The sequence below is a fragment of the Streptococcus porcorum genome (assembly GCF_053203725.1).
Genome location: NZ_JBRUDG010000017.1, coordinates 1 through 15,365, shown reverse-complemented (window position 1 = coordinate 15,365; position 15,365 = coordinate 1). Strand labels below are relative to the sequence as shown.

13 protein-coding genes are annotated in these 15,365 nt (G+C 37.8%); 11 read left to right on the top strand and 2 right to left on the bottom strand.

Going from position 1 to position 15,365, the window contains the following annotated elements:
* Nucleotides 1-2: 2 nt before the first annotated feature.
* The 6 genes from ACVRWY_RS05760 to sufB all read left to right on the top strand — a co-directional run bounded on the left by ACVRWY_RS05760 (nucleotide 3) and on the right by sufB (nucleotide 6,548).
* Nucleotides 3-1,151, top strand: coding sequence for a glycosyltransferase family 4 protein (locus tag ACVRWY_RS05760; RefSeq protein WP_354368985.1), 1,149 nt, complete (start codon nucleotides 3-5; stop codon nucleotides 1,149-1,151).
* 163 nt (nucleotides 1,152-1,314) lie between these two features.
* Nucleotides 1,315-2,085, top strand: a complete 771-nt coding sequence (gene sufC / locus ACVRWY_RS05755) for a Fe-S cluster assembly ATPase SufC (RefSeq protein WP_354368983.1) — start codon at nucleotides 1,315-1,317, stop codon at nucleotides 2,083-2,085.
* A gap of 31 nt (nucleotides 2,086-2,116) precedes the next feature.
* Nucleotides 2,117-3,379, top strand: a complete 1,263-nt coding sequence (gene sufD, locus ACVRWY_RS05750) for a Fe-S cluster assembly protein SufD (RefSeq protein WP_354368981.1) — start codon at nucleotides 2,117-2,119, stop codon at nucleotides 3,377-3,379.
* Between the two features lie 3 nt (nucleotides 3,380-3,382).
* On the top strand, nucleotides 3,383-4,615 hold the full coding sequence (locus ACVRWY_RS05745; protein WP_354368979.1) for a cysteine desulfurase: 1,233 nt from the start codon (nucleotides 3,383-3,385) through the stop codon (nucleotides 4,613-4,615).
* Nucleotides 4,602-5,030, top strand: a complete 429-nt coding sequence (gene sufU, locus ACVRWY_RS05740) for a Fe-S cluster assembly sulfur transfer protein SufU (RefSeq protein WP_354368977.1) — start codon at nucleotides 4,602-4,604, stop codon at nucleotides 5,028-5,030. Before ACVRWY_RS05745 ends, sufU begins: the two co-directional genes overlap by 14 nt.
* A gap of 102 nt (nucleotides 5,031-5,132) precedes the next feature.
* A complete protein-coding gene (sufB, locus tag ACVRWY_RS05735) occupies nucleotides 5,133-6,548 on the top strand; it encodes a Fe-S cluster assembly protein SufB (protein ID WP_354368975.1) in 1,416 nt (471 codons plus the stop codon).
* A 61-nt stretch (nucleotides 6,549-6,609) separates the two neighbouring features.
* Here the strand turns inward: sufB and pbp3 (ACVRWY_RS05730) are convergent, their stop codons facing one another.
* Nucleotides 6,610-7,842, bottom strand: a complete 1,233-nt coding sequence (gene pbp3 / locus ACVRWY_RS05730) for a D-alanyl-D-alanine carboxypeptidase PBP3 (protein ID WP_354369019.1) — start codon at nucleotides 7,840-7,842, stop codon at nucleotides 6,610-6,612.
* A complete protein-coding gene (gene pbp3, locus ACVRWY_RS05725; protein ID WP_354368973.1) occupies nucleotides 7,823-9,061 on the bottom strand; it encodes a D-alanyl-D-alanine carboxypeptidase PBP3 in 1,239 nt (412 codons plus the stop codon). Before pbp3 (ACVRWY_RS05725) ends, pbp3 (ACVRWY_RS05730) begins: the two co-directional genes overlap by 20 nt.
* 188 nt (nucleotides 9,062-9,249) lie before the next feature.
* On the opposite strand from pbp3 (ACVRWY_RS05725), the gene ACVRWY_RS05720 reads away from it, so the two are divergent.
* From ACVRWY_RS05720 to ACVRWY_RS05700, 5 genes are all read left to right on the top strand, one after another.
* Nucleotides 9,250-10,890, top strand: coding sequence for a peptide ABC transporter substrate-binding protein (locus tag ACVRWY_RS05720; protein ID WP_354368971.1), 1,641 nt, complete (start codon nucleotides 9,250-9,252; stop codon nucleotides 10,888-10,890).
* Between the two features lie 101 nt (nucleotides 10,891-10,991).
* Entirely contained in the window at nucleotides 10,992-11,906 is a 915-nt protein-coding gene (locus tag ACVRWY_RS05715) for an ABC transporter permease (RefSeq protein ID WP_354368969.1), read from the top strand.
* Nucleotides 11,907-11,915: 9 nt separating this feature from the next.
* On the top strand, nucleotides 11,916-12,947 hold the full coding sequence (locus tag ACVRWY_RS05710) for an ABC transporter permease (protein WP_354368967.1): 1,032 nt from the start codon (nucleotides 11,916-11,918) through the stop codon (nucleotides 12,945-12,947).
* A gap of 12 nt (nucleotides 12,948-12,959) precedes the next feature.
* The gene (locus ACVRWY_RS05705; RefSeq protein WP_354368965.1) at nucleotides 12,960-14,003 is read left to right on the top strand and encodes an ABC transporter ATP-binding protein; all 1,044 of its coding nucleotides are present in this window, start codon (nucleotides 12,960-12,962) and stop codon (nucleotides 14,001-14,003) included.
* Nucleotide 14,004: 1 nt separating this feature from the next.
* Complete coding sequence (locus ACVRWY_RS05700; RefSeq protein WP_354368963.1) at nucleotides 14,005-14,952, top strand: ABC transporter ATP-binding protein; 948 nt, start codon at nucleotides 14,005-14,007, stop codon at nucleotides 14,950-14,952.
* Nucleotides 14,953-15,365: the final 413 nt, after the last annotated feature.

Here is a 15,365-nt window from a genome sequence, read left to right as displayed (position 1 = left end):
TTATGACGGCTTTTACACTTGATTATATTTTAGTTTTAATCGCTGCATTCATGATGTCTCTTATTTTGACGCCTATAGTTCGATTTTTATCCTTTAGAGTGGGAGCAGTTGACAATCCCAATGCTAGACGTATCAATAAGGTTCCTATGCCTAGTGCAGGGGGATTGTCTATATTTTTCTCTTTTTTGGTTGCAACCCTTATTTTGATGCCACTTGTTTTGAAAAACTGGGAGCAGTCTTACTTTCACTATATTTTACCTGTTGTATTGGGAGGAGTAATCATTGTGATTACTGGATTTATAGATGATATTTATGAGTTGAAACCAAGAGTAAAGATGATAGGAATTGTATTAGCAGCCGTTTTGGTTTGGTATTTTACGGAGTTTCGGTTCGATAGTTTTAAAATTCCGTTTGGTGGTCCATTAATTCAGTTTAGTCCCATACTCACTTTTATTGTGACGGTGATTTGGATTGTAGGTATTACAAATGCTGTTAATTTTTTAGATGGTTTAGATGGCTTGGTTTCAGGAGTAGCGATTATTTCTCTGACGACAATGGGATTAATTTCTAATTTCTTTCTTTTTAAGTCAGACATTTATTTGACGCTCACCATTTTCGTCTTGATTATGTCTATTGCAGGCTTTTTTCCTTATAATTACAATCCAGCTATCATTTATTTAGGGGATACTGGTGCTCTCTTTATTGGATTTATGATTGGTGTTTTATCTTTACAAGGGTTAAAAAATGCAACGGCTGTAGCCGTTCTATCACCAGTTTTAGTTTTGGGAGTTCCTATTGTTGACACCGCAGTAGCTATTTTAAGACGTAAGCTTTCTGGAAAGAAAATTTCAGAAGCTGACCGCATGCATCTCCATCATAGATTGCTTGCTATGGGCTTTACTCACCGAGGTGCTGTTTTGGTAGTCTATGGCATTGCTATGTTATTTTCTTTGACGTCTCTTTTGCTCAATGTTTCAAGTCGTATTGGAGGAATCTTACTTCTTCTTGGAATGGGCATTATTGTGGAACTTTTTGTAGAAAACTTAGAGATTTTAGGTGAAGGAAGAACACCCGTTTTGAATCTGTTGAAATTTATCGGCAATAGCTCTTATCGTCAAGAGGTGCTTGAAAAACGTAAGCAAAGAAAATAATGATGTTATTAAAAGCTCCGATTTGGAGCTTTTTTTGATGTTGAAAGGTTGGAGGAGGCTTTGTGACGATATAAGGGAAATCCGCTTTTCTATAAGCCGATTGATAGAGAAAGTAGTGATTTTTTGTTATAATGATTCTTGTTAAACAAGAAAGGAGCATACAATGTCTGTACTTGAAATAAAAGATCTTCATGTTTCTATTGAAGATAAAGAAATCTTAAAAGGTGTGAATTTAACACTTAAAACTGGAGAAGTAGCAGCGATCATGGGGCCTAATGGAACAGGGAAATCCACGCTATCTGCAGCAATCATGGGAAATCCCAATTTTGAGGTCACTCAGGGTGAGATTCTTTTTGATGGTGAAAATATTCTAGAATTAGAAGTTGACGAACGTGCACGTCTAGGTTTGTTTCTTGCCATGCAATATCCTTCTGAGATTCCAGGTATTACTAATGCAGAGTTTATTCGTGCGGCCATGAATGCTGGTAAAGAAGATGACGAGAAGATTTCAGTCATGGATTTTATCACCAAGTTGGATGAAAAAATGGAATTGCTTGGTATGAAAGAAGAAATGGCAGAGCGTTACCTCAACGAAGGTTTCTCAGGTGGTGAGAAAAAACGAAATGAGATTTTGCAATTATTGATGCTTGAACCTAAGTTTGCCCTCCTTGATGAGATTGACTCTGGTTTAGATATTGATGCCCTTAAAGTCGTTTCAAAAGGTGTTAATGCGATGCGTGGTGAAGGTTTTGGTGCCATGATTATTACACACTACCAACGTTTGTTGAATTATATTACTCCAGATGTCGTTCACGTTATGATGGATGGACGTGTGGTTCTCTCAGGAGGTGCCGAATTGGCAGCACGTCTTGAAAAAGAAGGTTATGCTAAAATTGCTGAAGAACTTGGTCTGGAATACACAGAGGAAGTTTAAGAATCCAGCCTTTATTCTATAAGGAGTAAACATGACAAGAGATAATATTTTAAACTTCTCACAAAGTAAAGCGGAACCTATTTGGCTTCAAGAGCGCCGTTTAGCAGCTTTTGATAAACTTGAGGAGTTGGCACTTCCAGTGATTGAACGTGTCAAGTTTCAACGCTGGAATTTAGGTGATGGGACATTAACAGAGACAGATGTAGTCGGTACAGTTCCAGATTTTACTGCTTTAGGAGGAAATCCTAAACTGGTTCAAGTGGGAACACAGACTGTTATGGAGCAATTATCACCAGACTTAATAGCAAAAGGGGTAGTCTTTACAGATTTTTATTCTGCACTAGATGAAATTCCAGAGATTATTGAAAAACACTTTGGATCTGCGGTTGCCTTTGATGAACATAGGCTTGCGGCTTACCATACGGCTTACTTTAATAGTGCAGCTGTGCTTTATGTGCCAGATAATGTTGAGATTGACCTTCCTATAGAGGGAATTTTTCTGCAAGATAGCACCTCTTCTGTTCCTTTTAATAAGCACATTTTACTGATTGTAGGAAAACACTCTAAAGTGAATTACTTAGAACGTTTTGAAACGATTGGTTTAGGTGATGTACCAGTTTCAGCCAATATTTCAGTAGAAGTTATTGCTGAGGCAGGTAGTCAAGTGAAGTTTTCTGCTATTGACCGCTTAGGTGAAAATGTTACAACTTTTATTAGTCGTAGAGGACGTCTAGGCAATGATGCTAGCATTGACTGGGCACTTGGTGTGATGAATGAAGGAAATGTCGTCGCAGATTTTGATAGTGATCTTATCGGAAACGGCAGTCACGCTAATCTTAAAGTGGTTGCTGCATCAAGCGGTCGTCAAGTTCAAGGGATTGATACCCGTGTGACCAACTATGGACACAATTCTGTAGGGCACATTTTGCAACATGGGGTTATCTTAGAACGTGGGACATTGACATTTAATGGAATTGGTCATATCATTAAAGGAGCAAAAGGAGCAGATGCACAACAAGAAAGCCGTGTCTTGATGTTATCAGATAAGGCACGAAGTGATGCCAATCCGATTCTTTTAATTGATGAAAATGAAGTGACAGCAGGCCATGCTGCTTCTATTGGTCAGGTTGATCCTGAAGATATGTATTACCTGATGAGTCGTGGGATTGATCAAGCTACTGCAGAACGCTTGGTTATCCGCGGTTTCCTAGGAGCAGTCATTACAGAGATTCCTGTCAAAGAAGTTCGTGATGAAATGATTGCTGTCTTGGATAAAAAATTAGATAAGAGATAAAAGATGAGCCAATTTGATAGTTACCATATCCGAGAGGATTTTCCAATTTTAGACCAATCGGTTCATGATGAGCCTTTAGTTTACCTTGATAATGCCGCCACAACACAAAAACCCAAACAAGTTTTGGAGACATTGACCCATTACTATGAAACTAATAATGCTAATGTCCACCGTGGAGTTCATACCTTGGCAGAGCGGGCGACTGCAGACTACGAGGCTGCGCGTGAAAAAATACGTGCTTTCATCAATGCCAAAACTTCAAAGGAAATCCTTTTTACCAGAGGGACGACAACTGGTCTAAACTGGGTTGCACAATTTGCAACAGAACAACTATCAAAAGGAGATGAGGTGATGATTTCTATTATGGAACATCATTCTAATATCATTCCTTGGCAAGAAGTCTGCCGCAAAACAGGTGCGAAGCTGACCTATGTCTATCTAAAAGATGGCCAATTAGATTTGGATGATTTACGATCAAAGTTAAGCTCTAAAACAAAATTTGTTAGCATTGCTCATGTTTCAAATGTTCTTGGTTGTACGAATCCTGTTAAAGAGATTGCTGAGTTAGCGCATCAAGTAGGAGCCTACATGGTTGTGGATGGGGCTCAGTCTATTCCTCATATGAAGATTGATGTTCAGGATCTAGATTGTGATTTCTTTGCTTTTTCTGGCCATAAGATGATGGGACCAACGGGAATTGGAGTTCTCTATGGTAAAAAAGAGCTATTGAATGCCATGTCACCTGTTGAATTTGGTGGAGAGATGATTGACTTTGTTTATGAACAAGAAGCAACATGGAAAGAGTTGCCTTGGAAATTTGAAGCTGGAACGCCTAACATTGCTGGGGCAATTGCTTTAGGGGCTGCGGTGGATTATTTAACAGGCATCGGTATGGACGCTATTTATGCTTATGAACAAGAGTTAGTGGATTATGTCTTACCAAAACTTCAAGCGATTGAAGGGCTAACAGTCTATGGGCCGCAAGAAACTAAAGAGCACGGTGGTGTGATAGCATTTAATCTAGATGGGCTACATCCTCATGATGTTGCAACAGCTCTTGATTACGAGGGTGTTGCAGTACGAGCAGGACACCATTGTGCCCAACCTTTGATTCATCATCTAGGAATTTCATCGGCTGCCAGAGCTAGTTTTTATATTTATAATACCAAAGAAGATTGTGACAAGTTGGTTGAAGCAATAGAAAAGACAAAGGAGTTTTTCCATGGCACTCTCTAAATTAGACTCTCTTTATATGGCAGTAGTAGCTGATCATTCCAAACACCCCCACCACCATGGTTTTTTAGAAGGAGTTGAGCAGATTAATCTGAACAACCCGACCTGTGGGGATGTGATTAGTTTATCTGTTAAACTAGAGGATGATCGTATTGCAGATATTGCTTTTGCAGGAGATGGGTGTACGATTTCAACAGCCTCTTCTAGTATGATGACGGATGCTGTTTTAGGAAAAAGCAGAGCTGAAGCTTTAGAGTTAGCGGATATTTTTTCTGAGATGGTTCAAGGAAAGGTGGACAGCAGACAAAAATCTTTGGGAGAAGCTTCCTTATTAGCAGGTGTTTCTAAGTTTCCTCAACGAATCAAATGCTCGACACTAGCTTGGAATGCCTTACGAAAAGCACTTGAAGAAAATTGATCGATAAAAAAATCTTATAGATTTTAATCATAAAAAACGCAACTGACAAAACTCTTTTGCTTTCTGTTTAAAGATTTTGTCGGATGATAAGAAAGGATTGTTATGTCTGAAAATGAAAAGGTAGAGCCAAAGCCGATTGATCTTGGTGAATATAAATTTGGCTTTCATGACGATGTCACTCCTCTTATCTCAACAGGTAAGGGATTGACAGAAGCAGTTGTCCGTGAGTTATCAGCTGCTAAAAATGAACCTGAGTGGATGTTAGATTTCCGTTTGAAATCTCTTGAAACCTTTAATAAAATGCCCATGCAAGAATGGGGACCAGATCTTTCTGATATTAATTTTGATGATATTATTTATTATCAAAAAGCATCTGACAGACCGGCGCGTTCATGGGAAGATGTTCCAGAAAAAATTAAAGAGACTTTTGAGCGTATTGGGATTCCAGAAGCAGAACGTGCTTATCTAGCAGGAGCTTCTGCTCAGTATGAATCTGAAGTGGTTTACCACAACATGAAAGAAGAGTTTGAAAAGTTAGGCATTATCTTTACAGATACAGACTCTGCTTTGAAAGAATATCCAGATTTGTTTAAGCAGTATTTTGCAAAATTGGTGCCGCCAACTGATAATAAGTTAGCTGCTCTAAACTCAGCTGTATGGTCTGGTGGGACGTTTATTTATGTTCCAAAAGGAGTTAAGATGGATATCCCACTTCAAACGTATTTCCGTATTAACAATGAAAATACTGGACAATTTGAACGGACTTTGATTATTGTTGATGAAGGTGCAAGCGTTCATTATGTTGAAGGATGTACAGCTCCAACATACTCTAGTAACAGTCTCCATGCTGCTATTGTAGAAATTTTTGCATTGGATGGTGCTTATATGCGCTATACGACTATTCAAAACTGGTCTGATAATGTTTACAACTTAGTAACCAAACGTGCACGTGCGACAAAAGATGCGACGGTCGAGTGGATCGATGGTAACCTTGGAGCTAAGACCACTATGAAATACCCATCTGTTTATTTGGATGGTGAGGGAGCTCGTGGAACCATGCTTTCGATTGCATTTGCTAATGCAGGGCAAAATCAAGATACAGGTGCTAAGATGATCCATAATGCGCCACGTACATCATCATCTATTGTGTCAAAATCGATTGCAAAAGGTGGAGGTGAAGTCAATTATCGTGGACAGGTCACTTTTGCTAAAAATTCAGCAAAATCGGTCAGTCATATTGAGTGTGATACGATTATTATGGATGACTTATCAAAATCTGATACTATCCCATTTAATGAAATCCATAACTCTCAAGTTGCCCTTGAGCACGAAGCGAAAGTTTCAAAAATTTCAGAGGAACAACTGTATTATCTCATGAGTCGAGGCTTGTCAGAGCAAGAAGCGACAGAGATGATTGTTATGGGATTTGTTGAACCATTTACCAAGGAACTTCCGATGGAATATGCTGTTGAGCTTAACCGTTTAATCAGCTATGAAATGGAAGGGTCTGTCGGATAAACAATAGAGCCTTTTAGGCAAAACAAAAAGTCAAACAAATAAATGTTTGACTTTTTTTGATTTATAAAGAGGATTGGAGGTCTAATGGAAAAATCTTACCAAAATCAGATTCTTCGATGGCTATTGGGCTGTTCATATTAACGCTGACCAGTTCTTCTTCAAGATAATCTTTTTGATCATCTCCATAAGTCACTTTTCCTAGGGTTTGATTTTTTTCGATAGGTGCGGTAATGACTGATTTTAGGGGAGTAAAGGTCAGTTTTTCTAGCGTTTTATCTTTTTCTTTGACAATAGTAAGATTACTTTGTGCTACTAGGGTAACTTTATTAGTCTTGCCATCAAAAATAGTGACTGTACTTTGTTTTGCTTGGCCTTTTTTTAGGATAGTGCTGAGTTCAAAATGCTGTTTGATATAGTCTAAAAGATGAGCTGTTTCAGTGAAGCGATTGTAGTCATCGTCGTTATCTGTAGCATGTAAGATGATGGTAAAAACACGCATCTGATTGATGGTAGCGGTAGCTATAAAGGAAGGACCAGATTGTTCAGTTGTTCCCGTTTTTAAGCCATCAATGCCACTATAAGCTTTAGCCATGCTTGGTAGCATTTGATTAGAGGACGTTACGGTTTGTCCGTCAAAGGAAATCTTAGCTTGGCTTGTAATAGTGAGAATTTCAGGGAAGTCAGTTAAGAGATGCCTAGCTATAATGGCTAAATCTTTGGCAGAAAGAAGATTTTCATCGGAAGTTTTGCTGCCAGGATAGATATTTTTACCAAGATAGTTATTATTTAATCCAGAAGCATTCACAATCAGATGATTGGTAATCCCCCAACTATCCAATTGGTCTCGCATGCGATTAACAAATTGACTTTCAGAACCTGAAATATGCTCGGCCAAGGCAATGGCTGCGGTATTTGAACTAGAAACAAGAGCGGCTTCAACAAGTTCTTTAACTGTGTACTCACGTTTAGACATAGGAACATTGCTGAGTTCTTTATTGTCTAAAAGTTGATAAGCATAGTCTGAGATGCTTACCTTAGTAGACCAGCTCAGTTTGTGACGCTCAATATCTTGATAAACCAAATAGATGGTAAGGAGTTTTGTGATACTGGCTATAGGTACTTTTTTATCAGCATTTTTTTGATAAAGAATTTTTCCCGTTGACATCTCAACCGCTAATGCTTGTTCAGCTTTAATGGTTGGTAGCTCAGATGCTTTAGTGATGATAGGAAAACAGATGCTACAAAAGTATAGGATAAAAATGAGGCTATATTTTTTAAAGTTTTTCATTAACATATTTAACAAAATGATTCCACCAAACTTTGAAAAAGATACTACGTTTTAAATTTTCTTGAGCAACCATCTCAACACTAGGGGCCTCTCCGATATAGCCAGAGCCTACAATGTCATCATCTTTAAAGATTGCTTTTCCCACAACTTGTCCTTGTTGAATGGGAGCAAGGTATCCTTCGCTACTACTAGAAAAGTTGAGATTATTTTTAGACTCACTGTGTTTGAGTTGAACAGCTTTTAAGTCCTCTTTGGCAACGGCGGTAATGGTTTCTTGCTTACCATCAACAACAGTAGCTTGACTGGTTTTAAAGGACTTACCTTTTCCTAGAACGGTAGTCATTTCATAGTTTAAATTAACGTAGTTTAGTAATTCATTAGTCGCAATGAAACGCGCAAAATCGTTGGTATCAGAGTTATCGGCGTTGAGAACAACCGTGATGATAGACATATTGTTTTCTGTCGAACTGGCAACGAAAGATTGACCAGCAGCATCAGTTGTTCCAGTTTTTAGACCATCCACTCCTTCTCGGTAGTAAGGTTGATCTTTTAACATGTAGTTGGTTGATGTTAAGGTCATTCCAGCAAATTGAGCAGTAGGTTTTGATGTTATAGATAAGACATCAGGGTATTCTGTAATGAGATGTTGAGCAATAATAGCCAGACTTTTTGCTGACAAGCGATTTTCAGCATCCTTGGCTGTACCTGGGTAAATATTATCCCCTAAAACTTCGTTGTTCAGTCCAGAAGCGTTAACGATTTGATAATCTGTAATTCCCCATTCTTCTAGTTGGGCACGCATTTTGTCCACAAATTGTGGTTCGGACCCAGCGATTTGTTCAGCCAAAGCAATGGCAGCGCTATTAGCGCTGGCAACTAAACTAGCAGTAACCAGTTGTTTAACAGTGTATTCTCTAGCTTCTAGGGGAACATTACTAGCTTCTGAATTAGTAGTGAGATTGTAAGCATAGTCTGAGATGGGAACCTTGGTTTCCCAAGTTAGATTTCCTTGATCAATTTCTTGATAGACCAAATAGATGGTTAAGAGTTTTGTAATAGAAGCGATAGGAGCTGTTTGTTCAGCCTTTTTTTCATAGAGAATTTTTCCAGTTGTTGTCTCAATGGCGATAGCGTGTTTAGCAGAGACATCAAATGAGTCAGCAGATGCCGATACTGCTAAAAATGAAGACAACAAAACGGTTAAGAAGAGTACTATTTTTTTCATCATTTATTTCCTTTTTTTTCAATCTTCTCCATTATATCATAAAATAGATCATGTTCTCATTTCAGCTTTTTTGACCATTTCAAAGTTAAATCTTTAAAAATACTAAAAATTTTCAGAATAATACCGTTTACATTTTGAAAAATGTGGTATAATTTTCTATAAGAAAAAGTTTATTGGGAGGCAGTACAATGGTTTCAACAAAAACATGGAAGCGTCTAGCTTTCGGTGCTATCGCACTTGTTTCTACTACAGTCTTAGTGGCTTGCGGTGGAAAATCAACATCTGACGACAAAGCAATCAATGTCTCAATGCCGACAGAGATTACAACACTAGATACCTCAAAATACACTGACACTTATTCAGGTCTTATTTTGGGAAATACAGGTGGTAACCTTCTACGCGTTGACGAAAAAGGAGAATTAGTGCCTGATTTGGCAGAAAAGTTAGATATTTCAGAAGATGGTCTAACTTATACAGCTACTCTTCGTGATGGCCTTAAGTGGTCAGATGGTTCTGATTTGACAGCAGAAGACTTTGTTTATTCTTGGCAACGTATCTTAGATCCTAAGACAGCTTCAGAGTATGCCTATCTTGCAGTAGAGTCTAATGTCAAAAATGCTAAAGAAATTAACGAAGGAACTGTTAAGAATTTAGATGAACTTGGTGTTAAGGCTGAGGGAAATAAAGTCATCTTTACCTTGTCTGCGCCATCACCTCAAATGAAGTATTTCCTTTCATTTACAAGTTTCCTTCCACAGAAAAAATCATTTGTGGAAAAAGCTGGCGATAAATATGGAACAACTTCTGAAAATCAAATTTATTCAGGTCCATATGTTTTTGAAGGTTGGAATGGAACAAACAACTCCTTCAAACTGGTTAAAAATAAAAACTATTGGAACGCAGATAAAGTTAAAACAGAGACGATTAACTACCAAGTCGTTAAAAAACCAGAAACAGCTGTTCAAATGTATAAACAAGGTCAACTAGATGCAGCTAATATTTCAAATACTCCAGCGACTTACAAGGCAAACCAAAAAGATAAAAATTTGGTACCAGTCCCAGAAGCAGTTACAGCTTATATGCAATATAACCAAACTGGAACCAATAAAGCTTTAGCTAATAAGAAAATTCGTCAAGCCTTGAACTTAGCTACAAACCGTGAAGGTTTGGTCAATACAGTTGTACCAACTGGTTCTCGTCCTGCAACAGGGTTGGCACCTTATGATTTAGCTAAAGTAGATGGTAAGGATCTTTCAGAAATGGTTGCGCCAGGTTATACTTATGATGAAGCAAAAGCTAAACAGTTGTTTGAAGAAGGCTTGAAAGAAATCGGCGAAAGTTCTGTTACCTTAACGATTACAGGTGATGCAGACTCCCCAGCAGCTAAATCAACTCTTGAATATATTCAAGGAGCATGGCAAAAAGCCCTTCCTGGTTTAACCATTGAGACAAAATTTGTACCATTTAAGCAACGCATTCAAGATTCTCGTTCACAGAACTTTGATATTGTTGTCTCATTGTGGGGTGGAGATTATCCAGAAGGATCAACTTTCTATGGTTTGTTTACATCAGACTCAGCCAATAATGATGGTAAATTTAGCAATGCAGCCTACGATAAAGCTTATAAAGAAGCGATTACAACAAATGCTTTAGATACAGTGAAAGCAGCGGAAAACTATAAAGCAGCGGAAAAAGCGTTATTTGACGAAGCAAATATTAACCCACTTTATTTCCGTGGTGGTAAATCGCTCCAAAATCCAAAACTTAAAGGTGTTATTCGCAACACAACTGGTTTGAATGTTGATTACATTTATGCATACAAAGAATAAATCTAATCACATAAGTTAGATTTTCAATGGCAAGAATTGGCTTTCGCCAGTTCTTGTTTTTGCTTAAATAAGCCTAATAAAAATCAAGAAAAGGAATTGATATGATTAAATATATATTGAAACGTTTGGGGATATTATCCATAACGTTATGGGTGATCATTACTGTTTCATTTTTTATGATGCAAGTGATGCCTGGAACACCCTTTAATAACCCAAAATTGACACCAGAAATGCTTGCACAATTAAGTGAACAATATGGCTTAGATAAGCCTGTTTGGCAACAATACCTAAAATATTTAACAGATATCTTGCAAGGTGATTTTGGAACAAGTTATCAATATGCCAACCAACCGGTTAGTATGTTAATCTCACAACGCTTAGGTGTTTCTGCTCAACTAGGTCTTCAAGCTCTGTTATTTGGTCTTGTAACAGGAATAGTCGTTGGTGCGATTTCAGCAAGACATAAAAATGATAAAATTGATGCCGTATTGAGTGTGATTTCAACTTTAGGATATTCTATTCCTTCTTTTGTAACAGCTGTTTTTTTATTAAATATCTTAGGTTATCGTTTGCAACTATTTCCGGTATCTGGATGGGGGACGTTTTCACAAACAATTTTACCGAGCATCGCTTTAGGAATTCCAACCTTTGCTACAGTGACCCGATTTGTACGTAGTGAAATGATTGAGACACTCAATTCAGATTATATCCAATTAGCGCGTGCAAAAGGTTTAACAGAAAGACAAGTTGTGAGACGACATGCTTATAGAAACTCAATGATTCCAGTTTTGACACTGGTGGGTCCTTTAGCAGCTAATCTTTTGACAGGATCTGTCTTGATTGAGACCATGTTTTCAATTCCAGGTATTGGACAACAGTTTGTGAGTTCTATCCCAACCAAAGATTATCCAGTTATTATGGGAACAACAATTGTTTACTCATTGATGTTAATGGTAATGATTCTTTTAACAGATATTGTGACTAGTATTGTTGATCCACGTGTTCGTCTGAAGTAGGAGGAAATGATGGCAGATAAAAAAGAAAAATTTGTACTTGTTGGAGTTGGCAATACAAGTACACAAGAAAAAATTGAAAAGCCGACGCTTTCTTTTCTACAAGATGCTTGGCGACGTTTGAAAAAAAATAAATTAGCAGTCATTTCAATGTGGTTTCTAGTGGGGCTTATCTTGTTTTCACTAGCTTCAACCATTTTTGTGCCACAAAAATCTGCTAATGCTTTTGATCCCGATAAGGTAGCAACCTATGGTAATTTACCACCTAAAAGCGCCTTCAATCTTCCAGGTTGGGATGGCAAATTACAAACACCTGGATCGGACTATGTGTCAGATGTTTATGCAGATCAATCTGTACCAGATGGAGAACGTTTTTTATTCGGAACAGATAGTTTAGGACGTAGCTTAGGGAAACGTATTATCGTAGGGGTACGTATTTCGCTTTTAGTTGCGATTGCAGCAACTCTTATCGACTTGTCTATAGGTGTGATTTATGGCTTAATTTCTGGTTATGTTGGTGGAAAAACCGACCTAGTAATGCAAAGGATTATCGAAATCATTTCGTCTGTTCCTAATTTGATTATTGTTACCATGCTAGGTCTATTACTCGGAAATGGAATTTTCTCTATCGTCTTGTCTATTGGACTGACAGGATGGACGTCTATGGCACGTCAAGTCCGCAATATGACCTTGTCTTATAGGGAGCGAGAGTTTGTATTAGCAGCCCGCTCACTAGGTGAGTCTGGTCCTGTGATTGCTTTTAAACATATCCTACCTAATATTTCAGGAATTATCATTGTACAAGTGATGATGACAGTGCCATCTGCAATCATGTACGAGGCGGTGCTATCTGCTATTAACCTTGGTGTAAAACCACCTGTTGCCTCACTTGGAACCTTAATTTCTGATTCTATTGAAAATTTACAATATTATCCATATCAAATTATTTTACCATCAGTGGCATTGGTGTTGATTTCTTTAGCCTTCATTCTTTTAGGAGATGGTTTACGTGATGCCTTTGATCCTAAATCAAGTCAAGACTAAGGGGGGAGTGGAATGAGTCAAGAAAAAATTTTAGAAGTCAATAATCTTCATGTTAGTTTTCATACCTATGCAGGTGAAGTTCGAGCCATTCGTGATGTCAACTTCCATCTTAATAAAGGAGAAACCCTTGCAATTGTAGGAGAGTCAGGCTCAGGGAAATCTGTGACAACTCGTACTTTAATGGGTCTCTCTGCTAAAAATGCTGAAATTACAGGAGATATACAGTTTAAAGGACGGAATCTTAATGCCCTAAAAGAAGAAGACTGGGTGGAGATTCGAGGAAATGAAATTGCAATGATTTTCCAAGATCCAATGACCAGTTTAGATCCTACAATGAAAATTGGGATGCAAATTGCAGAACCAATTATTAAGCATGAAAAAGTTGATAAGAAAGTTGCCTTAGAACGAGCATTACAGATTATGAAAAATGTGGGAATTCCAAATGCTGAAGAGCATATTGATGATTATCCACATCAATGGTCTGGCGGAATGCGCCAACGGGCAGTTATTGCAATTGCTCTAGCAACTAATCCAGAGATTTTGATTGCAGATGAACCAACAACCGCTTTAGATGTTACCATTCAAGCTCAAATCCTTAATTTGATGAAGCAGATCCAGAAAGAAACAGATTCCTCCATTATTTTTATCACTCATGATTTAGGAGTGGTGGCTGGAATGGCAGATCGTGTAGCCGTCATGTATGCGGGGAAAGTTATTGAGTATGGGACAGTTGATGAAGTTTTTTATAATCCTCAGCATCCATATACTTGGGGCTTGCTCAATTCAATGCCTACAACCGACACGGTATCAGGTAGCTTACAGTCTATTCCAGGAACGCCACCAGATTTATTAAATCCACCCAAAGGTGATGCTTTTGCAGCTCGAAATGCCTTTGCCTTGGATATTGACCATGAGAAAGAACCACCTTTTTTTAAAGTATCAGAGACTCATTATGCCGCTACTTGGTTATTAGATGAGAGAGCGCCAAAAGTGACACCGCCTACTCCGATATTAAAACGTTGGGAAAAATGGAAAAAGATGAAGGGAGAAGCTTAAGATGACAGATAGTCGAAAAAAGTTAGTAGAACTTAAAAATGTATCCCTCACTTTCAATAAAGGAAAATCTAACGAAGTTAAAGCGATTAATAATGTTAGTTTTGATATTTATGAGGGAGAAGTTTTTGGACTGGTGGGGGAATCAGGTTCAGGGAAAACGACTGTTGGGCGTGCTATTTTAAAATTATACGATATCGATGGTGGTGAAATCGATTTTTCAGGAAAAACAATCTCTAATTTAAAAGGGAAAGAACTTAAAGAATTTCGAAAAGATGCCCAGATGATTTTTCAAGACCCTCAAGCTAGTTTAAATGGTCGAATGAAAATACGAGATATTGTGGCAGAAGGGCTAGATATTCACAAACTCGCAGCTTCTAAAGCAGAGCGTGAAAAGCGAGTAGAGGAGTTGCTAGATTTAGTTGGTCTTAACAAAGATCATCTCACTCGCTACCCACATGAATTTTCTGGAGGACAAAGGCAAAGGATAGGGATTGCACGTGCGCTAGCAGTGGAACCTAAATTCATTATTGCAGATGAACCGATTTCAGCTTTGGACGTCTCTATTCAAGCTCAAGTTGTCAATTTAATGCAGGAATTACAAAGAGAACAAGGATTAACCTATTTGTTTATTGCCCATGATTTATCAATGGTCAAATATATTTCGGATCGTATAGGGGTTATGCACTGGGGGAAACTTCTTGAAGTAGGGACATCAGATGACGTTTATAACCATCCGATTCATCCTTATACTAAGAGTCTCTTATCTGCGATTCCTGAACCAGACCCAGAAATTGAGCGTACAAGAGTTCATCAGATTTATGACCCTACTGCAGAATTGGATGGTCAAGAAAGAGAAATGCATGAAATTCAACCAGGTCATTTTGTACTTTCAACAGTTGCAGAAGCAGAACAATATAAAAAAGAGTTAGCAAGCCAAGGTATTTCTTAAAAGGAATATCGGAATGCTATGATAGTCAAAAACAGTAAAATCACCATTCAAAAATAGAGGACAGACTTTGTCCTCTATTTTTTTTAAAAAACATTAATGACTGGAAAATCCCTTTTCTTTTGGTAGTAAGTGTAATAAGGGTCAGATTTTATATAAATTGATGCGATGAGGTATTTCGCTTGTAGAGAAATTAGATAGTATTTTCAAGAAATTTTATTTTTTATAAAAAAAGTGTTGACAATCCATCAATTATCATGCTATACTAATATAGTTGTCGCGAGAGAGTGACAAAGACCTTTGAAAACTGAACAAGACGAACCAAACGTGCAGGGTTACGAAAGTAACCTGTCAAGAAACAATAAGTCAGCGATGACAAGAAGAGCGTGAGCTCAAACTTTTTTAATGAGAGTTTG